A 16,673-nucleotide genomic window follows, 5' to 3' on the forward strand; every position below is an offset into this window, starting at 1 on the left:
CGCTCAGATCCGCTCGACCAGCGTCGCAAGGCCCAGGCCGCCGCCGATGCCCAGCGTGGCCAGACCGCGTCGGGCGACGGCGGCCGGACCGGTCATTTCGCTGAACAGGCGGGTGACCAGGATCGCCCCCGAGGCGCCGTAGGGATGGCCCAGCGCCAGCGCCCCGCCGCCGACGCTCACCTTTTCCCCGGCAATGCCCAGCGTGTCGAGGCAGGCCAGCACCTGCGCGGCGAACGCCTCGTTGAACTCGACGACGTCGACGTCGTCCAGGCGCAGGCCCGGGTTGCGGTCCAGCAGGCGGCGCACCGCCGGCACCGGGCCGGTGCCCAGCAGCGCTGGGTCGACACCGGCCGCCGTGGAATCCACCACAACCAACCCACCCGCCAGCCCGAGCCGGCGGAACCGCCGCTCCGACACCACGGCGACGACGGCCGCACCGTCGTTGACCGGGCAGGCGTTGCCGGCGGTGACCGTGCCGCCCTCCACGAACACCGCCTTCAGCCTGCCGAGCTTTTCCAGCGAGGTGTCGGCGCGCGGGCACTCGTCGCGCTCCGCCACGCCGCCGCCGGGCAGGTCCAGCGGCACGATCTCCCGCGCGAAGCGGCATGCTGCCTGCGCCGCCACCGCCTTGCGGTGGCTGTTCAGGGCATACAGGTCCTGCCGCTCGCGCGTGATGCCGTACGCCCGCGCCACGTTCTCCGCCGCGACACCCATTTCCGGGTCGCCAACATCGTCGGGCGCCATGCGGGCGCGGTCGTAGAAGCGCGGCGTGCGGTAGACGCTGGCGGGCTTGGCGATACGCCAGGGGGCGGTGCTGGTGCTCTCGACGCCGCCGGCCAGATAGACCTCCCCCGCCCCGGCCTCGATCAGCCGCGCGGCCTGGTTGATCGCTTCCAGGCCGGAACCGCACTGGCGGTCCACCGTCACGCCCGGCACATGCACCGGCAGCCCCGCCGTCAGCGCCGACAGCCGCGCCACGTTGCCGCCCGGCCCGACCGCGTTGCCGAGGATGACGTCGTCCACCTCCCCCGGCTCCAGCCCGGCGTCGGCCAGCACGGCGCGGATCACCGGGGCGGCGAGCTGCTCCACGCTCAACGCGCGCAGGACGCCGCCGATGCGCCCCACGGGCGTGCGGCGTGCGGCGACGATGACGGCGCGCTCACGGCTCATGCGATCTCCTCCAGGGCGGCGCTGCCGGTCAGGGCCCAGGCGCGCACCTGCGCGCGGGCGATCTTGCCGCTGCCGGTCAGCGGCACGTCGCGCGCGGTGAAGGCCCGGCGCGGGCATTTGTAGCCCTCCAGCCGGGCGTGGCACCACGCCCGCAGTTCGGCCAGCGTCGCCCGCTCCGCCCCGCGCCACCACAGCACGGCGGTGACGGCGTCGCCCCAATAGGCGTCGGGCAGGCCCAGCACCACGGCTTCCGCGACCAGCGGGTGTTCGCGCAGCACCGCCTCCACCTCCGCCGGGTAGACGTTGAGGCCGCCGGAGATCAGCATGTCGCCTTCCCGGCCGATCAGCCGCAGCCAGCCGTGTTCGTCGATCCAGCCCTGGTCGCCGACGGTGGCCCAGCCGCCCTCCTCGCGGAAACCCACGCCGTCCGCCGGGCCGATGTAGCCGTCGCTCAGCATGGCGCTGCGCACCCACACCGTGCCGGCCTCGCCGCGCGGCGCGGGGCGGCCGTCGGCGGTGCGGACCTGCACCTCGACGCCGTGGAAGGCGCGGCCGACGCTGTCGAACGGCACGCCGTCCCGCGACGGCGCCACGCTGACGAAGCTGAGTTCGGAGGCGCCGTAGTACTCGAACACCCCGGCTTCCGGAAAGGCGGAGGCCAGCCGCTCGTGCACCACCGGGGCCAGCTTGGCGCCCGACGCGATGACGCGGCGCACGGACGGCAGCCGAACGCCGCGCCGCCCGGCCTCCTCCAGCAGCGCCACCAGCATGGTCGGCACGGCGACCAGCGTGGTCAGGCCGTGCGCGTCCAGCGTCTCCAGCGCCGCACCGGCGTCGAAGCGGGGCAGCACGTGCACCGTGGCCCCCGCCGCCAGCCCCTCGACCGCCGCGTACAGGCCAAGCCCGTGCACCAGCGGCCCCGGCACCAGGATGCCGTCGCCCACCCCGATGGCGAACTCCACGCGGCTGGCGTCCAGCGTCGCCACCCAGGAGGCTTGCGAGCGGATGAAGGCCTTCGGCCGCCCCGTGGTGCCGGAGGTGAAGCCGATCAGGAACGGCGTCGCCGGGGCGACTTCGGCGAACGGTCGATCGGCCGGCTGAGCGTCGCGCCACGCGCGGTAGGCGCCGGGATCGTCGAACAGAACGGCGGGCCGGACGAGATCCAGCGCCGCCTGCCGCTGCGCCGCACTCCATTTCGGGTCGAGCAGCGCCACGATGCCGCCGCCCAGCACCGTGCCCAGAACGATCTCCAGGAACTCCGCCCGGTTGTCCATCTGGACGGCAACGCGCGGCGGCGCTTCGCCGGACAGCGCCGCCACACCCGCCGCCACGCGCCGCGCCGCGCCGAGCAGCGCGCCGTAGCTCAAGGCCTTCGCGCCGACGTGAAGCGCAAGCTTGTCCGGGCGCGCCAGCGCCGCCGCCACGAAGGGGGCGGCGAGCGGCGCCGGGCCGGTCATCCGCGCACCGCGATGGCCGGGTAGGCGCGGCGCACCGTGGCGGCGACGAAGGCGGCGATGCCGGCCTTGATCAGGTCGCCCGGCACGAACGCCATGGAGGCCATGGCCGCCTTCTCGATCGGCATGCCGGCCACCACCGACAGCCACGGGATGCCGCAGGCGTAGATCACGCCGATGCCGCCCAGCATGCAGGCGGCGAACTGGCCCAGCACGCCGCCGCGGCCGTGCAGTCGCTCCGTCAGCAGGCCGACGACGAAGGCGCCGGGAATGAAGCCGAGCGCGAAGCCGCCGGTCGGCCCCAGGATAGCGCCCATGCCGCCGCGCCCGCCGGCCAGCAGCGGCAGGCCGGCCGCCACCAGCAGCACGAACAGCACCAGCGCCAGCCCGCCGCGCTTCGCCCCCAGCAGCGCGCCGGCCAGCATGACGCCCAGCGTCTGCGCCGTGATCGGCACCGGGATGAAGCCGAGCGGGATCGGCGGCAGCAATCCCAGCGCCGCGGTGACGGCGGCGAACAGGGCGCAGTGGACGAGGTCGCGGGTGCTCAGCATGGAACGATGCTCTCCAGTGGAAAAGGATCAGCCGGTCAGCACGATCTTGCCGCTCCGGCCGGACGCCTCGGCAGCGCGCACGGCATCCGCCACCTCGGCGAGGTCGTACGCGCCCCCGGCCGGCAGCGCAAGCGTGCCGGCGACGACGCGCTCGATGATCGCGCCGAAGGCCGCATGCCACTCAGTGGGCGTGCAGCGTTCCGTCCACGGCCGCAGCCAGAAGCTGCGCACCGCGACGCCGCGCGCCCGGGCGGCCGGCAGGTCGACGGGCAGCAGCGCCCCCGACAGCAGGCCATAGGACACCAGCGTGCCGCCCGGCTCGATCAGTTCCACCAGCGCCTCGCCGGCCGCGCCGCCGATGGCGTCCAGCGCCGCCCGCGCGCCGCGCCCGCCGGTCAGCCGCCGCACGGCGGCGGACACGTCCTCGCGGGCACCGTTCACCACGGCCGCCGCACCCAGCGCCGTCAGTTCGTCGGTGTAGGCGTCGCTGTGCGTCACCGCCAGCAGCCGCAGCCCCAGTTCGCGCGCCAGTTGCGCGGCGATCCGCCCGCAGGCCGAGCCGGCGGCGTTGGCCACCACCACGTCGCCGGGCTGCAGGTCCAGCTCCACGGTCAGCATGCGCAGGACGGAGATCGGGTTGATGTACAGCTGCGTCGCCACCGCGTCGGGCACGGCGTCCGGCACCTCGACCGCCCACGCGGCCGGCGCGGTCACGACCTCCTGCCACGTGCCCGCCCCCTTCAGCGGCAGCACCCGGCGCCCGACCATGCCGGCCGGCACGCCGTCGCCCACCGCCACGACGGTACCGACCGCCTCGAACCCCGGCACCAGCGGCAGCCGGGTGTGGCGCGCGTAGACGCCGCGAACGGTGAGCAGGTCGGAGGGGTTGATGGAACGCGCCACGGCGCGCACCAGCACCTCGCCGGGGCCGGGCCGCGGCGCCTCCGCGTCGCGCAGCCGCAGCACCGCCGCCGGCTCGCCGAACTCCTCGCAGACCACCGCCCGCATCGCCGCCCGCCTCCGTTCGTGCACGGCCCTTTCATGGCCAGAGTTGGAGGGAGCATGTCAAGAGCCGCGGGCCAGGGCAAACGCTTAAGAGCCCCTCCCCCCTGGCGGGGGAGGGGTTGGGGAGAGGGGGATTACGGCCGGATGGCCGGAAGGGAGTCATGTTCCGCCTGCCGGCTCTCAGCGTATGCCAGAGGCATCCGCCTGACGCCGTCAGCGCTGGCTGAAGGCCAGCGCGAGAGGCGGCTCTCCCCCTCTCCCCAACCCCTCTCCCGCGAGGGGAGAGGGGCTACACAGCAATCCCAGGCCCTTCAACCGATTGCCTTGGCGCATGGCCTTGCACCCTTCGGCCATGACGCCTATAACCGGTTACAGGAGGTGCGCCATGGCCACGCCCGGCAACATCCGTCGCAACGTGCAGAATTACCGCACCCGCCTGCGGGCCCAGGGCCTGCGCCCGAAGACGGTATGGGTGCCGGATACCCGCGCGGCGGGCTTTGCCGAACGCGTCCGGCGGGACTCCCTCGCGGTTCGCGACCTGCCCTCCGAACGCGCGGCGCTGGATTGGATCGAGGACGCCATGGACGATGAGGATCCGGCGTGAAGCGCGGCGACATCGTCCTCGCCGCCGCCAAGGGTGATTTCGGGAAAGTCCGGCCTAACCTCGTCGTCCAGTCCGACCTGCTCAATCCGACGCACGCCAGCGTGCTCGTCTGCCTCCTGGAATCCGGTCATCTGACCGGCGGCAACACCTTTCGCATCCCGGTGCCGCCGACCGCCGGGAACGGGCTCGACCGGCCGTCCGAGGTGATGGTCGACAAGGTTGCCGCGATCCGAACCGATCGGGTGCGGCAGGTGATCGGCCGGATCGACGACGATACGATGAAGGCCGTCGACCGCGCGTTGCTCGTGGTGCTCGGCCTGGCATGACGCCGCGCGCGGCGGTTGATCACGGCCGCCGCACACATACTTGACAGCGTCAAACAACTGATTGACGATAGCAACCAACTTTCGTCCGGTTGGGAGGTCGGCGGTCATGTCGGATCAGGAGTCTCTGCAAAGGATCGAGGCGGTGCGCCGCTTCAGCCGGTTCTACACGCGCACGGTCGGCGTGCTGCACGAAGGGCTGCTGGGCAGCCCCTTCTCGCTCGCCGAGGCGCGCGTGGTCTACGAACTGGCGCATCACGAGCGCACCACCGCGAACGAGTTGAGCGAGGAACTGGGCCTCGACCCCGGCTATCTCAGCCGCATCCTGCGCGGGTTCGAGCAGCGCGGGCTGATCACCCGGCAGCCGTCGGAGGCCGACGCGCGGCAGAACATCCTGTCGCTGACGGCGGAGGGCTGGGAGGCCTTCGCCGACCTCAACGCCCGCTCCCGGCAGGAGATCGGCGCCATGCTCGCCCGCCTGGGCACGGCCGACCAGGACCGCCTCGTCGCCGCGATGCGCACCATCGAGGAGCTGATGGGCGACCCGCCGCCGCGCCGCGCGCCCTACATCCTGCGCCCGCCGCGGCCGGGCGACATCGGCTGGGTGATCCAGCGGCACGGCGTGTTGTACGCCGAGGACTACGGCTGGGGCGCCGATTTCGAGGCGCTGGTCGCCGACGTGGCGGCGGAGTTCCTGCGCACCTACGACCCGGCGCGGGAGCGCTGCTGGATCGCCGAGATGGACGGGCAGAACGTCGGCTGCGTCTTCGTGGTGCGCAAGACGGACGAGATCGCCAAGCTGCGCCTGCTGATCGTCGAACCCTCGGCGCGCGGCCACGGCATCGGCGCGCGGCTGGTGGACGAATGCCTGCGCTTCGCCAGGCAGGCCGGCTACCGCCGCATGACGCTGTGGACCAACAGCATCCTGCTTCCTGCCCGGCGGATCTACGAGAAGGCCGGCTTCCAGCTGGTGGCGTCGGAGCCGCACGACCACTTCGGCAAGGACCTGATCGGCGAGACCTGGGAACGCGACCTGTGAGCGCGGCGCCGCCGCTGGCGGTGCTCGCCGCCGCCGCGGTGGGCGTGCAGGTGGGCGCCGCCATCGTCGCCAGCCGCTTCGTGCTGGACCAGACCGGCCCGGCGTCGCTGGCGCTGCTGCGCTACGCCATCGGCTTCCTGTGCCTGCTGCCGGCGGTGGCCGCCACGGGCGTGCCGCGCATCGACCGGCGCGACCTGCTGCCCATCGCGTTCTTGGGCACCGTGCAGTTCGGCGTGGTGATCGCGCTGCTGAACGTGGCGTTGCTGACGGTGCCGTCGGCGCGGGTGGCGCTGCTGTTCGCCACCTTCCCGCTGATGACCATGCTGCTGGCCGCCGCGCTGGGGCGGGAGGCGCTGTCCGTGCGCCGCACTGCCGGAGTCGCCCTCACCGTGGCCGGCGTCGCCCTGGCGGTGGGCGAAAAGGCGTTGGCGGCCAGTTCGGATCCGGCCGAATGGCTGGGCACGGCCGCCGTCCTGGCCGCCGCCTTCAGCGGGGCGCTGTGCAGCGTCCTCTACCGCCCGTACCTGCGCAAGTACGAGACGCTGCCGGTCAGCGCCTTCGCCATGCTCGCCTCGGTCGGCGGGCTGGCCGTGCTGGCGGCCGGCGAGGGCTTCTTCACCACAGTACCCCGCTTCACCGGCACCGGCTGGGCGGTGGTGGCCTTCATCGGCGCCAGCAGCGGGGCCGGCTATTTCCTGTGGCTCTGGGCGCTGCGCCACGCGTCGCCGACGCGGGTGACGGTCTTCCTGGGCCTCAGCCCGGTCACCGCCGCGGCACTCGGCGCCACCCTGCTGGGCGAGCCGGTGACCTGGAGCCTCGCCGCCGCCATCGCCGTGCTGGCCGCCGGCCTGTGGCTGGCGTTGCGCGAGTCCTGAATCCAGAGCGCTGAATCCAGGCCCGGCGCCACACCCTGACGAATTGCCATTTGACACCAGCGGGCGGCCCACCCCATTGTTTTATCAACGGATAAGACCGCACGAGCCCTCTCAGAAGAACGGGGCCGGCGACAGGGACAGGGATATCGGGTTGGACAAGGCGTCACGGGACGTGATCGCCCGGCTCGTGGGATTCGACACGGTGTCGCGGCGCTCCAACATGGCCCTCATCGACTGGGTGAGGGACTATCTGGCCGGGCACGGCGTCGAGGGGCGCATCGTCCCCAACGCCGACGGCAGCAAGGCGAACCTGTTCGCCACCATCGGCCCGATGGCGGAGGGCGGCGTCGTCCTGTCCGGCCACACCGACGTGGTGCCGGTGGACGGGCAGGCCTGGGACACCGATCCCTTCACCCTGGTCGAGCGCGACGGCCGCCTGTACGGCCGCGGCACCGCCGACATGAAGAGCTTCTCCGCCATCGCCCTGGCCCTGGTGCCGGAAATGCTGGCTGCCGGGCTGAAGCGGCCGGTGCATCTGGCGCTGTCCTATGACGAGGAGATCGGCTGCCTGGGCGCCCCGGCGATGATCCGGCGCATCGCCGCCGAACTGCCGCGCCCCGGCGCCGTCATCGTCGGCGAGCCGACCTCCATGCGCGTGGTGGTGGCGCACAAGGGCTGCTACGTGCTGCGCACCACGGTGACCGGGCACGAGGTCCACTCCGCCCACATGGACCGCGGCGTCAGCGCGGTGATGACGGCGGCGCGGCTGGTCAACTTCATCGCCGACATGGGCGTGCAGGCGGCGGCCGGCGCCGATCCCTCCTCCCCCTTCGACCCGCCCTGCACCACGATGAACGTCGGCATCATCCAGGGCGGCACGGCGCAGAACATCACCGCGCGCCATTGCGAGTTCATGTGGGACATCCGCCCGGTCCCCGGCGACGACTGGAAGGGCTATCACGACCGCTTCCAGGAGTTTTCGGATAGGCTGCGGGCGGAAATGCGGCGCGTCTCCCCGGCCTGCGACATCCACACCGACGTGCTGGCCGGCGCGCCGGGACTGGCGCCGGAACCGGCCGGGGCGGCGGCGCAGCTCTGCCACGCGCTGACCGGGCGCAACGACACCGGCGTCGTCTCCTACGGCGCCGAGGCCGGCCAGTTCCAGGAGGCCGGGCTGTCCACCGTGATGTGCGGCCCCGGCTCCATCGACCAGGCGCACCAGCCCAACGAGTACATCGACATCGCCCAGGTCACCGCGTGCGAGCGCTTCCTGCGCGACCTCACGCGGCGCCTCGCGGCGTGAGCGAGCGCTTCCAAATCAACGAAGGCCCACCAGGGCCCAAACAGGGAGTCAGGGAAACATGAAGATCGGGTCGCTCCTTCTCCATTCCGTGGCCGCCGCCGCCCTCGCGGCTCCCCTCCTGGCATCCCCGGCGTCGGCCAAGACGCTGCGCTGGTCCTACCAGGGCGACGCGACGACCATGGACCCGCACGGCCTGAACGAGACGTTCACGCTGGGCTTCCAGGGCAACATCTACGAACCGCTGGTCGGCTACGACGAGAAGCTGCAGCTCGCCCCCATGCTGGCCGAGAAGTGGGAAAACCCGGAGCCGACCAAGTGGGTCTTCCACCTGCGCAAGGGCGTCAAGTTCCACAACGGCAACCCCTTCACCGCCGAGGACGTGATCTTCTCCTGGAAGCGCGCGGCGACCGAAGGGTCCGACATGAAGGGCTACAGCGCCAAGGCCAAGGAGGTCCGCAAGATCGACGACCACACGGTGGAGGTCATCACCCCCACCCCCAACCCGATCCTGCCGCGCGAATGGGTCTTCCTCTACATCATGGACGAGGAGTGGTCGAAGCAGAACAACACGACCGAGGCGACGAACGTCAAGGGCTCCAACCAGGGCAACCACGCCAACCTGCACGCCAACGGCACCGGCCCCTTCGTCCTGACCGAGCGGCAGCCAGACACCAAGACGGTCCTGAAGCGCTTCCCCGACTACTGGGACAAGGGCATCAAGACCAACGTGGACGAGGTGATGTTCACCCCCGTGGCGCAGCCCGCCACCCGCGTGGCGGCCCTGCTGTCGGGTGAGCTGGACGTCATCCAGCCCGTGCCCGTGCAGGACTGGGACCGCCTGGACCAGGCGCCGGGCGTCAGCCCGCTCACGGGGGCCGAGGCGCGCGCCATCTTCGTCGGCATGGACCAGGACCGCGACGAGCTGAAGTACTCCAACATCAAGGGCAAGAACCCCTTCAAGGACAAGCGCGTGCGCGAGGCGGTGGTGTCCGCCGTCAACCTCGACGCCATCAACAAGCAGATCATGCGCGGCTCCGCCGTGCCGCTGGGCTCCCTGATCGCGCCGGAGATCAACGGCTACGACAAGGCCTTCGGCGAGCCGTACAAGTACGACCCCGAGAAGTCGAAGAAGCTGCTGGCCGAGGCCGGCTACCCCAACGGCTTTGAAGTGACGATGGACTGCCCCAACGACCGCTACGTCAACGACGAGAAGGTCTGCCAGGCGGTGGCCGGCATGCTGGCCCGCGTCGGCATCAAGGTGAACCTGCTGGCGCAGACCAAGGGCAAGTACTTCGGCAAGGTGCTGGCCCAGGCCGGCTACGACACCAGCTTCTACATGCTGGGCTGGACGCCGAGTTCCATCGACAGCCACAACTCGCTCCTCAACCTCGCCGGCTGCCGCAACAAGGAGACGCAGTCCGGCCTGTTCAACCTGGGCGGCTACTGCAACCCGAAGGTGGACGAGCTGACCGCCAAGGTCGGCGCCGAGACCGATCAGGCCAAGCGCAACGCCATGATCAAGGAGGCCTGGGCCATCGTGCGCGCCGACTTCGGCTACCTGCCGCTGCACGCGCAGCCGATGTCGTGGGGCGTCAAGGACGGCGTGAAGGTCGTGCAGCGCGCCGACGACGTGCTCGACCTGCGCTCGGCCGTGATGCCGTAAGGACCAACCCTCTCCCGCCCCGGGAGAGGGTGGCCGCCGCAGGCGGCCGGGTGAGGGTAAAGGCAAGGATCCTTGGTTTTACCCTCACCCTCCCGCCCTTCGGGCGGGCCCCTCCCTCTCCCGGGACGGGAGAGGGGTTGAAGACGAGGCCGCATGCTCACCTTCATCCTCCACCGCCTGCTGCAATCGGTGCTGGTGATCCTCGCCGTGGCTCTGATCGCGTTCGCGCTGTTCCGCTACGTCGGCGATCCCGTCAACGCCATGACCGGCCAGGACACCACGCTCCAGCAGCGCGAGAGCTGCGCGAGCGGCTCGGCCTCAACGACCCGTTCCTGGTGCAGTACGCGCGCTTCGTCGGCAACGCCGCGACGGGCGAGTTCGGCATCTCCTACCGCCACCGCCGCCCGGTCAGCGAGCTGCTGGCCGAACGGCTGCCGGCGACGCTGGAGCTGTCCATCGTCTCCATGCTGCTGGCGCTGGTGCTGGGCATCCCCATGGGCGTCTACACCGCCTTGCGGCCAAGGGGGGTGCTGTCGCGCGCCTTCATGTCGCTGTCGCTGGTGGGGGTGTCGCTGCCGACCTTCCTGATCGGCATCCTTTTGATCCTGCTGTTCGGCGTCATCCTGCGCTGGCTGCCGACCTTCGGGCGGGGCGAGGTGGTGAACCTGGGCGGCTGGACCACCGGGCTGCTCACCAAGTCCGGCCTGCAGTCGCTGATCCTGCCGGCGATCACCCTGGCGCTGTTCCAGATGACGCTGATCATGCGCCTCGTGCGGTCCGAGATGCTGGAGGTGCTGCGCACCGACTTCGTCAAGTTCTGCCACGCCCGCGGCCTGCCGAACCGCTTCATCCACTTCCGCCACGCGCTGAAGAACACGCTGGTGCCGGTCATCACCATCACCGGGCTGCAGCTGGGCTCCATCATCGCCTTCGCCATCATCACGGAAAGCGTGTTCCAGTGGCCGGGCATGGGCCTGCTGTTCATCCAGGCCATCCACACGGTGGATATCCCGGTCATGGCAGCCTACCTGTGCCTCGTCTCCTTCTTCTTCGTGGTCATCAACCTCGCGGTCGACCTGCTGTACTTCGCGGTCGATCCCCGCCTGCGCGTGCGGAGGGCCGGGGCATGACGGCCGTGAAAGCCTTCTGGCAATCGCTGGACGACAGCGACGTCTGGCACAGCTTCAAGCGCTCCCCCACGGCGATGGTCTCGGCGCTGCTGACGCTCATCCTGATCGCGGGCGCGCTGTCGGCCCCGCTGATCGCGCCGCACAACCCCTTCGACCTCGCCTCGCTGGACATCATGAGCGCCAATTTGCCCCCCGTGTGGATGGCGGGCGGCGAGGCGCCCTTCCCGCTGGGCACCGACGACCAGGGGCGCGACATCCTGTCGGCCATCCTGTATGGCGCGCGGATTTCGCTGCTGGTGGGCTTCGCCTCGGTCCTGCTGGCGGTGCTGATCGGCGTGTCGCTGGGGCTGGTCAGCGGCTATGCCGGCGGCCGGCTCGACGCGGCCATCATGCGCGTGGCCGACGTGCAGCTCTCCTTCCCGGCCATCCTCATCGCTTTGCTGGTGGACGGCGTCGCGCGCGGCGTGCTGCCGCGCGAGGCGCAGGAGAACATGGCGGTCTACGTGCTGGTCTTCGCCATCGGCATCTCCAACTGGGTGCAGTACGCGCGCACCGTGCGCGGCGCCACCATGGTGGAGAGCCGCAAGGAATACGTGCAGGCCGCCCGCATCATCGGCATCGGCCCGGCCGCCATCCTGCGCCGCCACATCCTGCCGAACGTGCTGGGGCCGGTGCTGGTCATCGCCACCATCAACCTGGCGCTGGCCATCATCACCGAGGCGACCTTGAGCTTCCTCGGCGTCGGCGTGCCGCCGACCACGCCGTCGCTCGGCACGCTCATCCGCATCGGCAACGACTACTTGTTCTCCGGGCAATGGTGGATCTCGATCTTCCCCGGCATCGTGCTGGTCCTGCTGGTGCTGTCGGTCAACCTGCTGGGCGACTGGCTGCGCGACGCCCTCAATCCCAAGCTGAGATAAGGTGAGGGCATGGCGCTCCTCGACGTCGAGAACCTGACGGTCGAATTCCCCAGCCGCCGGGGCACCCACGTGGCGGTGAACGGTGTCACGCTCAGCGTCGGCCCCGGCGAGATCCTTGGCGTGGTCGGTGAATCCGGTGCCGGCAAGTCCACCATCGGCAACGCCGTCATCGGCCTCTTGGAGCCGCCCGGCCGCGTCGGCGCCGGTGCCATCCGCCTGAAGGGCCAGCGCATCGACGACCTGGACGAGGCGGAGAAGCGCAAGATGCGCGGCCGGCGCATCGGCATGATCTTCCAGGATCCCCTCACCTCGCTCGACCCGCTGCAGACGGTGGAGCAGCAGCTCGTCGAGACGATCCAGCTTCACCTGCACGTGGACGCCGCCGCCGCCCGCCGCCGCGCCGCCGACCTGCTGCGCCAGGTGGGCATCCCGGAGCCGGAGCTGCGCCTCAAGCACTACCCGCACCAGTTCTCCGGCGGCATGCGCCAGCGCGTCGTCATCGCGCTGGCGCTGTGCGCCGAGCCCGAGGTGGTGGTGGCGGACGAGCCGACCACCGCCCTCGACGTCTCCATCCAGGCGCAGATCCTGGAACTGCTGCGCCGCCTGTGCCGCGACCGCAAGGTCGGCATGATCATCATCACCCACGACATGGGCGTGATCGCCGAGATCACCGACCGCGTCGCCGTCATGTACCGCGGCCGGGTGGTGGAGGAAGGGCCGACGGCCAAGATCCTCGGCGACCCCGACCACCCCTACACCCGCGCGCTGATCGGCGCCGTGCCGCGCCCGGACGTGCGGCTACACCGCTTCCCCTACGTCGACTACATCGAGGGCATCGCCACCAAGCCGCCGGCCATCAGCCTGAAGGAGCACTGGCTGGGCAAGTCGCGCGACTTCAAGCGCGCGCACGACGGGCCGCTGTTGGAGGTGCGCGGGCTCGGCATCCGCTTCCCGCTCAACACCGCGTGGCTGCCGCGCAACCGCCGTTACCTGGACGCGGTGAAGGACGTCGGCTTCACCATCGCCGAGGGCGAGACCTTCGGGCTGGTGGGCGAGAGCGGCAGCGGCAAGTCCACCGTGACGCGGCTGGTCACCGGCCTCTACCGCCCCTCGTCCGGGCAGATCCTGTTCGACGGCACCGACCTGACGGCGCTGAAGCGCGACCGCGACCTGAACCCGTTCCGCCGGCAGATCCAGATGGTCTTCCAGGACCCGTACTCGTCGCTGAACCCGCGCATGCGCGTGCTGGACATCGTGGCCGAGCCGATCCGCTTCCACAAGCTGGCCGGCAGCCGGGCGGAGGTGGAGAGGATCGTCCGCGACCTGCTGGACCACGTCGGCCTGGGGGCGAAGGCGGCCGAGAAGTACCCGCACGAGTTCTCCGGCGGCCAGCGCCAGCGCATCTGCATCGCACGCGCCCTTGCCACCCGCCCGCGCTTCCTGATCTGCGACGAGCCGACCTCGGCGCTCGACGTCTCCATCCAGGCGCAGATCCTCAACCTGCTCAAGGACCTGCAGGCGGAGTTGCGGCTGACCATGCTGTTCATCAGCCACGACCTGCCGGTGATCCGCCAGATGTGCGACCGCGTCGGCGTCATGCGGAACGGCGCGCTGCTGGAGGTGGCGGAGACGGAGACGCTGTTCAGCGCCCCGCAACACCCCTACACGCGCGAGCTGTTGTCGCTGATGCCCAGCTATTCCGGCCTGACCCACAAGGGCCTGGACGTGGAAGAGGACCGGGCGGCCGGCTGACGGGCCACACAGGAGAATTCGACATGCTGTTCCGCGGGGGACTGGTCTTCGACGGGCGCGGCGCGCTGCTGGAAAACCATGCCGTGCTGCTGGACGGCGCCCGGATCAGGCGCGTGGCGCCGCTGGCGGAGTTCGCCGGCTGGACCGGTCCGGTCGTCGACACCTCCGGCTGCACGCTGATGCCCGGCCTGATCGATTGCCACATCCACCTCTGCTACACCGGCAGCCCCGACCCGCGCGGCACCATGCAGAAGATGTCGCCGGCCCAGCTCGTCCTCACCATCCTGGCGAACGCCCAGATCAGCCTGCGCAGCGGCGTGGTGGCGGTGCGCGACTGCGGCGGCAAGGACCATCTGGAATTCGCCGTGCGCGACGCCATCGAAATGGGCGTCTTCCCCGGCGCCACCATCCGCGCGGCGGGCCGGATGATCTGCATGACCGGCGGCCACGGCAACCACATCGCCCGCGTCGCCGACGGCGTGGACGATGTGGTCAAGGCGGTGCGCGAGCAGGTGCACGCCGGCTGCGACCTCGTGAAGCTGATGGCGACCGGCGGCGTCATGACCCCCGGCGTCGACCCGCAGGACGCCCACTACACCGCCGAGGAGATGAATGCGGGCGTGCACGAGGCCAAGCGCTTCCGCCGCAAGACCGCCAGCCACGCCCAGGGCACCCAGGGCATCCTCAACGCCGTGCGCGCGGGCATCGACAGCATCGAGCACGGCATCTTCATGGACGAGCGATGCCTGGAGGAGATGCTGGCGGCCGGCACCTTCCTGGTCCCCACCATCGCCGCCGTGAAGAACATCCTGGATCACGCCGACCAGGGCATCCCCGCCTACGTCGTCGACAAGGCGCGCAGCGTCGCCGAGCGGCACCAGGCGTCCTTCCGCATGTACCAGAAGGCCGGCGGCCGCATCGCGCTGGGCACCGACGCCGGCACGCCCTTCAACACCCACGGCGCCAACGCGCGCGAGCTGGCCTACATGGTGGATTGGGGCATGACGCCGACGGAGGCGCTGGTCGCCGGCACCAGCCAGGGGGCGGACCTGATGGGCCTCGACCACCGCATCGGCACGATCGCGGAGGGCCTGATGGCTGACCTGCTGCTGGTGCGCGGCAACCCCGCGGCCGATATCGAGGCCGCCGCCGACCGCACCAACCATGTGGAGGTCTACAAGGCCGGCCTGCCGATGATGGAGAGGCTGCGGGCGTAAGGCGCCGCCCCCTTAGGGGTGCTGGAACACCTCCAGCCCCGCCGGGATGTGCTTGGGCGTGCGGCCCTGCATCAGCTCCTCGATGGCGTGCATGCCGCTCAGCATCGTGTTCTCCGACATGGGCTTGGGCATGTAGCCCAGCGCCACGTCGCGCCCCAGCTGCGCCTTGTCGGCATCCCCGCTGATGAACACCACGGGAATGCCGTAGCGCTTGAACAGCACGCGCGCGCAATCCAGGCCCGAAGCGTTCCCCTTCAGGTCGATGTTCATCAGCACCAGGTCCGGAATGCCCCCCTGCAGGGCCTTGAAGACGTCGGATGGGCAGGAAAACGGGCCGATTATCTCGTGGCCGTGGAAGCGAAGGATCGTTTCAAACGACAGCGCCGCGACGGCGTCGTCTTCGACAATCATGATCTGCATGCCTGACTCCCGCATCTCCGACGATATGGGGGTATGGCATGGGAACACGCCCGAACCGCGGATCGTTCCACGCCCGCGCCGGATCCGCGAAGTCAATAGTAGGCGATCAACCGCCCGGCGGTGGCGGCGGCGAACCAGATCGCCAGCGACAGCGCCGCCTGCGCCCGCCCGGCGACCGGCGCGGCGTCGTCCCAGCCCGCCAGCCGCTCCCGCCACAGCCACCGGAACAGCAGCGCGTTGGCGATGCCCAGCGCGATCAGCGCCCATTTGGCTTGCAGCAGCCTGTTGCCGGCCAGCGGCCCGGCGTCCGCCGCGAACATGGCGAAGCCGCTGCCCAGCAGCAGCACCAGCCCGCCCGCCGCCACCGGCGTCAGGAAACGCGACAGCGCCGCCGCCGGCACCGCCGCCGCCACGCCCAGCAGCCGCAGGTCCAGCGCCACCATCGACCCCACCAGCAGCACCAGCCCCAGCAGGTGCAGCAGGTTGGCCGTGGGGTACAGCCACGTGGAATGCCGCATCGCCTCGCCCAGGCCCGACGCCTCCAGCGCCACGGCCCATTCGGGCGCCAGGCCGGGCGCCGCGCCATGCTCCATCAGCGCGGCTCCATCAGCGCAGCTCTATGGTCCGGCCGTTGACGATGATGCGTTCGGCGCGCATTTCGCCGTCGTGCACGCGGCTGGGATAGCCCTCGACGCGCACCACCTTGCCCACCGCGATGTCCTCGCGCGGCAGGCCGCGCCGCTCCATGCGCGACGGCGGCGCCAGCACGACGGTCCAGCGCTTGCCCTTCCCCTCGACCTGCACCTCGCCGTGCGGGTTCTCGTAGCTGGACGACAGCACGGGGGACTCCACCACGACGACGTTGCCGGCGTCGTAGGAACTCCAGCCGTGGTGCGCCGCCGCCGGCAGGGCCAGCGCAACGCCCAGGCCGGCGGTGATGATGAGGGTTCTCTTCCGCATGGCGTCCTCCCTGCACACCCGTGGACCGTAGGTTGGGTTGAGTTCCCACCGGCGCTGGCGCACCGACCCGCGGTGGGATGAAACTAGGACAAAGCCCCTATCCCCTCGCGGGAGAGGGGTTGGGGAGAGGGGGATAGCCGCCGGCAGGCGGAACATGACTCTCTTCCGCCCTGCCGGGCGTAACCACCCTCTCCCCGACCCCTCCCCCGTCAAGGGGGAGGGGCTATGAGGAGCACCTGCCCCTTGTTTCTTTCTAGCGCCAGCGAAAACCCAACCTACGGCGCTCC

At 70.9% G+C, this 16,673-nt stretch carries 16 protein-coding genes and 1 pseudogene; 10 read left to right on the forward strand and 7 right to left on the reverse strand.

The features are described 5' to 3' along the window. Positions 1-3: 3 nt before the first annotated feature. The 4 genes from VED21_RS28710 to VED21_RS28725 are packed head-to-tail and all read right to left on the reverse strand — an operon-like array spanning position 4 to position 4,207. The gene (locus VED21_RS28710; protein ID WP_324888567.1) at positions 4-1,170 is read right to left on the reverse strand and encodes a thiolase family protein; all 1,167 of its coding nucleotides are present in this window, start codon (positions 1,168-1,170) and stop codon (positions 4-6) included. Continuing rightward, complete coding sequence (locus tag VED21_RS28715) at positions 1,167-2,627, reverse strand: AMP-binding protein (RefSeq protein ID WP_324888569.1); 1,461 nt, start codon at positions 2,625-2,627, stop codon at positions 1,167-1,169. The genes VED21_RS28710 and VED21_RS28715 overlap by 4 nt, the downstream gene beginning before the upstream one ends. After that, a complete protein-coding gene (locus VED21_RS28720) occupies positions 2,624-3,175 on the reverse strand; it encodes a biotin transporter BioY (protein WP_324888570.1) in 552 nt (183 codons plus the stop codon). Before VED21_RS28720 ends, VED21_RS28715 begins: the two co-directional genes overlap by 4 nt. A gap of 27 nt (positions 3,176-3,202) precedes the next feature. After that, positions 3,203-4,207 carry a zinc-dependent alcohol dehydrogenase family protein gene (locus tag VED21_RS28725; RefSeq protein ID WP_324888572.1) on the reverse strand — a complete coding sequence of 335 codons (1,005 nt, stop codon included), beginning with the start codon at positions 4,205-4,207 and terminating at the stop codon, positions 3,203-3,205. Between the two features lie 358 nt (positions 4,208-4,565). On the opposite strand from VED21_RS28725, the gene VED21_RS28730 reads away from it, so the two are divergent. The 10 genes and pseudogenes from VED21_RS28730 (at position 4,566) to VED21_RS28775 (ending at position 15,006) form a co-directional block, all read left to right on the forward strand. Beyond that, positions 4,566-4,784, forward strand: coding sequence for an antitoxin MazE family protein (locus VED21_RS28730; protein ID WP_324888574.1), 219 nt, complete (start codon positions 4,566-4,568; stop codon positions 4,782-4,784). Further along, positions 4,781-5,110 (forward strand): type II toxin-antitoxin system PemK/MazF family toxin, encoded by a 330-nt coding sequence (locus VED21_RS28735; protein ID WP_324888576.1) that lies wholly within the window; start codon positions 4,781-4,783, stop codon positions 5,108-5,110. Before VED21_RS28730 ends, VED21_RS28735 begins: the two co-directional genes overlap by 4 nt. Positions 5,111-5,216: 106 nt before the next feature. Next, entirely contained in the window at positions 5,217-6,146 is a 930-nt protein-coding gene (locus tag VED21_RS28740; protein WP_324888578.1) for a bifunctional helix-turn-helix transcriptional regulator/GNAT family N-acetyltransferase, read from the forward strand. Continuing rightward, entirely contained in the window at positions 6,143-7,021 is an 879-nt protein-coding gene (locus tag VED21_RS28745; protein ID WP_324888580.1) for a DMT family transporter, read from the forward strand. The genes VED21_RS28740 and VED21_RS28745 overlap by 4 nt, the downstream gene beginning before the upstream one ends. A 151-nt stretch (positions 7,022-7,172) precedes the next feature. Continuing rightward, positions 7,173-8,324 carry an acetylornithine deacetylase gene (gene argE / locus VED21_RS28750; protein ID WP_324888583.1) on the forward strand — a complete coding sequence of 384 codons (1,152 nt, stop codon included), beginning with the start codon at positions 7,173-7,175 and terminating at the stop codon, positions 8,322-8,324. Positions 8,325-8,382: 58 nt separating this feature from the next. Next, complete coding sequence (locus VED21_RS28755; protein ID WP_324888585.1) at positions 8,383-9,987, forward strand: ABC transporter substrate-binding protein; 1,605 nt, start codon at positions 8,383-8,385, stop codon at positions 9,985-9,987. Positions 9,988-10,140: 153 nt separating this feature from the next. After that, positions 10,141-11,117: pseudogene (locus VED21_RS28760) on the forward strand (ABC transporter permease). Further along, complete coding sequence (locus VED21_RS28765) at positions 11,114-12,037, forward strand: ABC transporter permease (RefSeq protein ID WP_324888587.1); 924 nt, start codon at positions 11,114-11,116, stop codon at positions 12,035-12,037. The pseudogene VED21_RS28760 and the gene VED21_RS28765 overlap by 4 nt, the downstream one beginning before the upstream one ends. Before the next feature lie 9 nt (positions 12,038-12,046). After that, the gene (locus VED21_RS28770) at positions 12,047-13,789 is read left to right on the forward strand and encodes an ABC transporter ATP-binding protein (protein WP_324888589.1); all 1,743 of its coding nucleotides are present in this window, start codon (positions 12,047-12,049) and stop codon (positions 13,787-13,789) included. Positions 13,790-13,812: 23 nt separating this feature from the next. Next, complete coding sequence (locus tag VED21_RS28775; protein ID WP_324888591.1) at positions 13,813-15,006, forward strand: amidohydrolase family protein; 1,194 nt, start codon at positions 13,813-13,815, stop codon at positions 15,004-15,006. Between the two features lie 12 nt (positions 15,007-15,018). Here VED21_RS28775 and VED21_RS28780 read toward each other — a convergent pair whose 3' ends face one another. From VED21_RS28780 to VED21_RS28790, 3 genes are all read right to left on the reverse strand, one after another. Further along, on the reverse strand, positions 15,019-15,426 hold the full coding sequence (locus VED21_RS28780) for a response regulator (RefSeq protein WP_324888592.1): 408 nt from the start codon (positions 15,424-15,426) through the stop codon (positions 15,019-15,021). Between the two features lie 92 nt (positions 15,427-15,518). Then, entirely contained in the window at positions 15,519-16,019 is a 501-nt protein-coding gene (locus VED21_RS28785) for a DUF6644 family protein (protein ID WP_324888595.1), read from the reverse strand. 13 nt (positions 16,020-16,032) lie between these two features. Then, positions 16,033-16,386 carry a DUF6152 family protein gene (locus tag VED21_RS28790; protein WP_324888596.1) on the reverse strand — a complete coding sequence of 118 codons (354 nt, stop codon included), beginning with the start codon at positions 16,384-16,386 and terminating at the stop codon, positions 16,033-16,035. Positions 16,387-16,673: the final 287 nt, after the last annotated feature.

The sequence above is a fragment of the Azospirillum sp. genome (assembly GCF_035627195.1).
GTDB lineage: Bacteria > Pseudomonadota > Alphaproteobacteria > Azospirillales > Azospirillaceae > Azospirillum.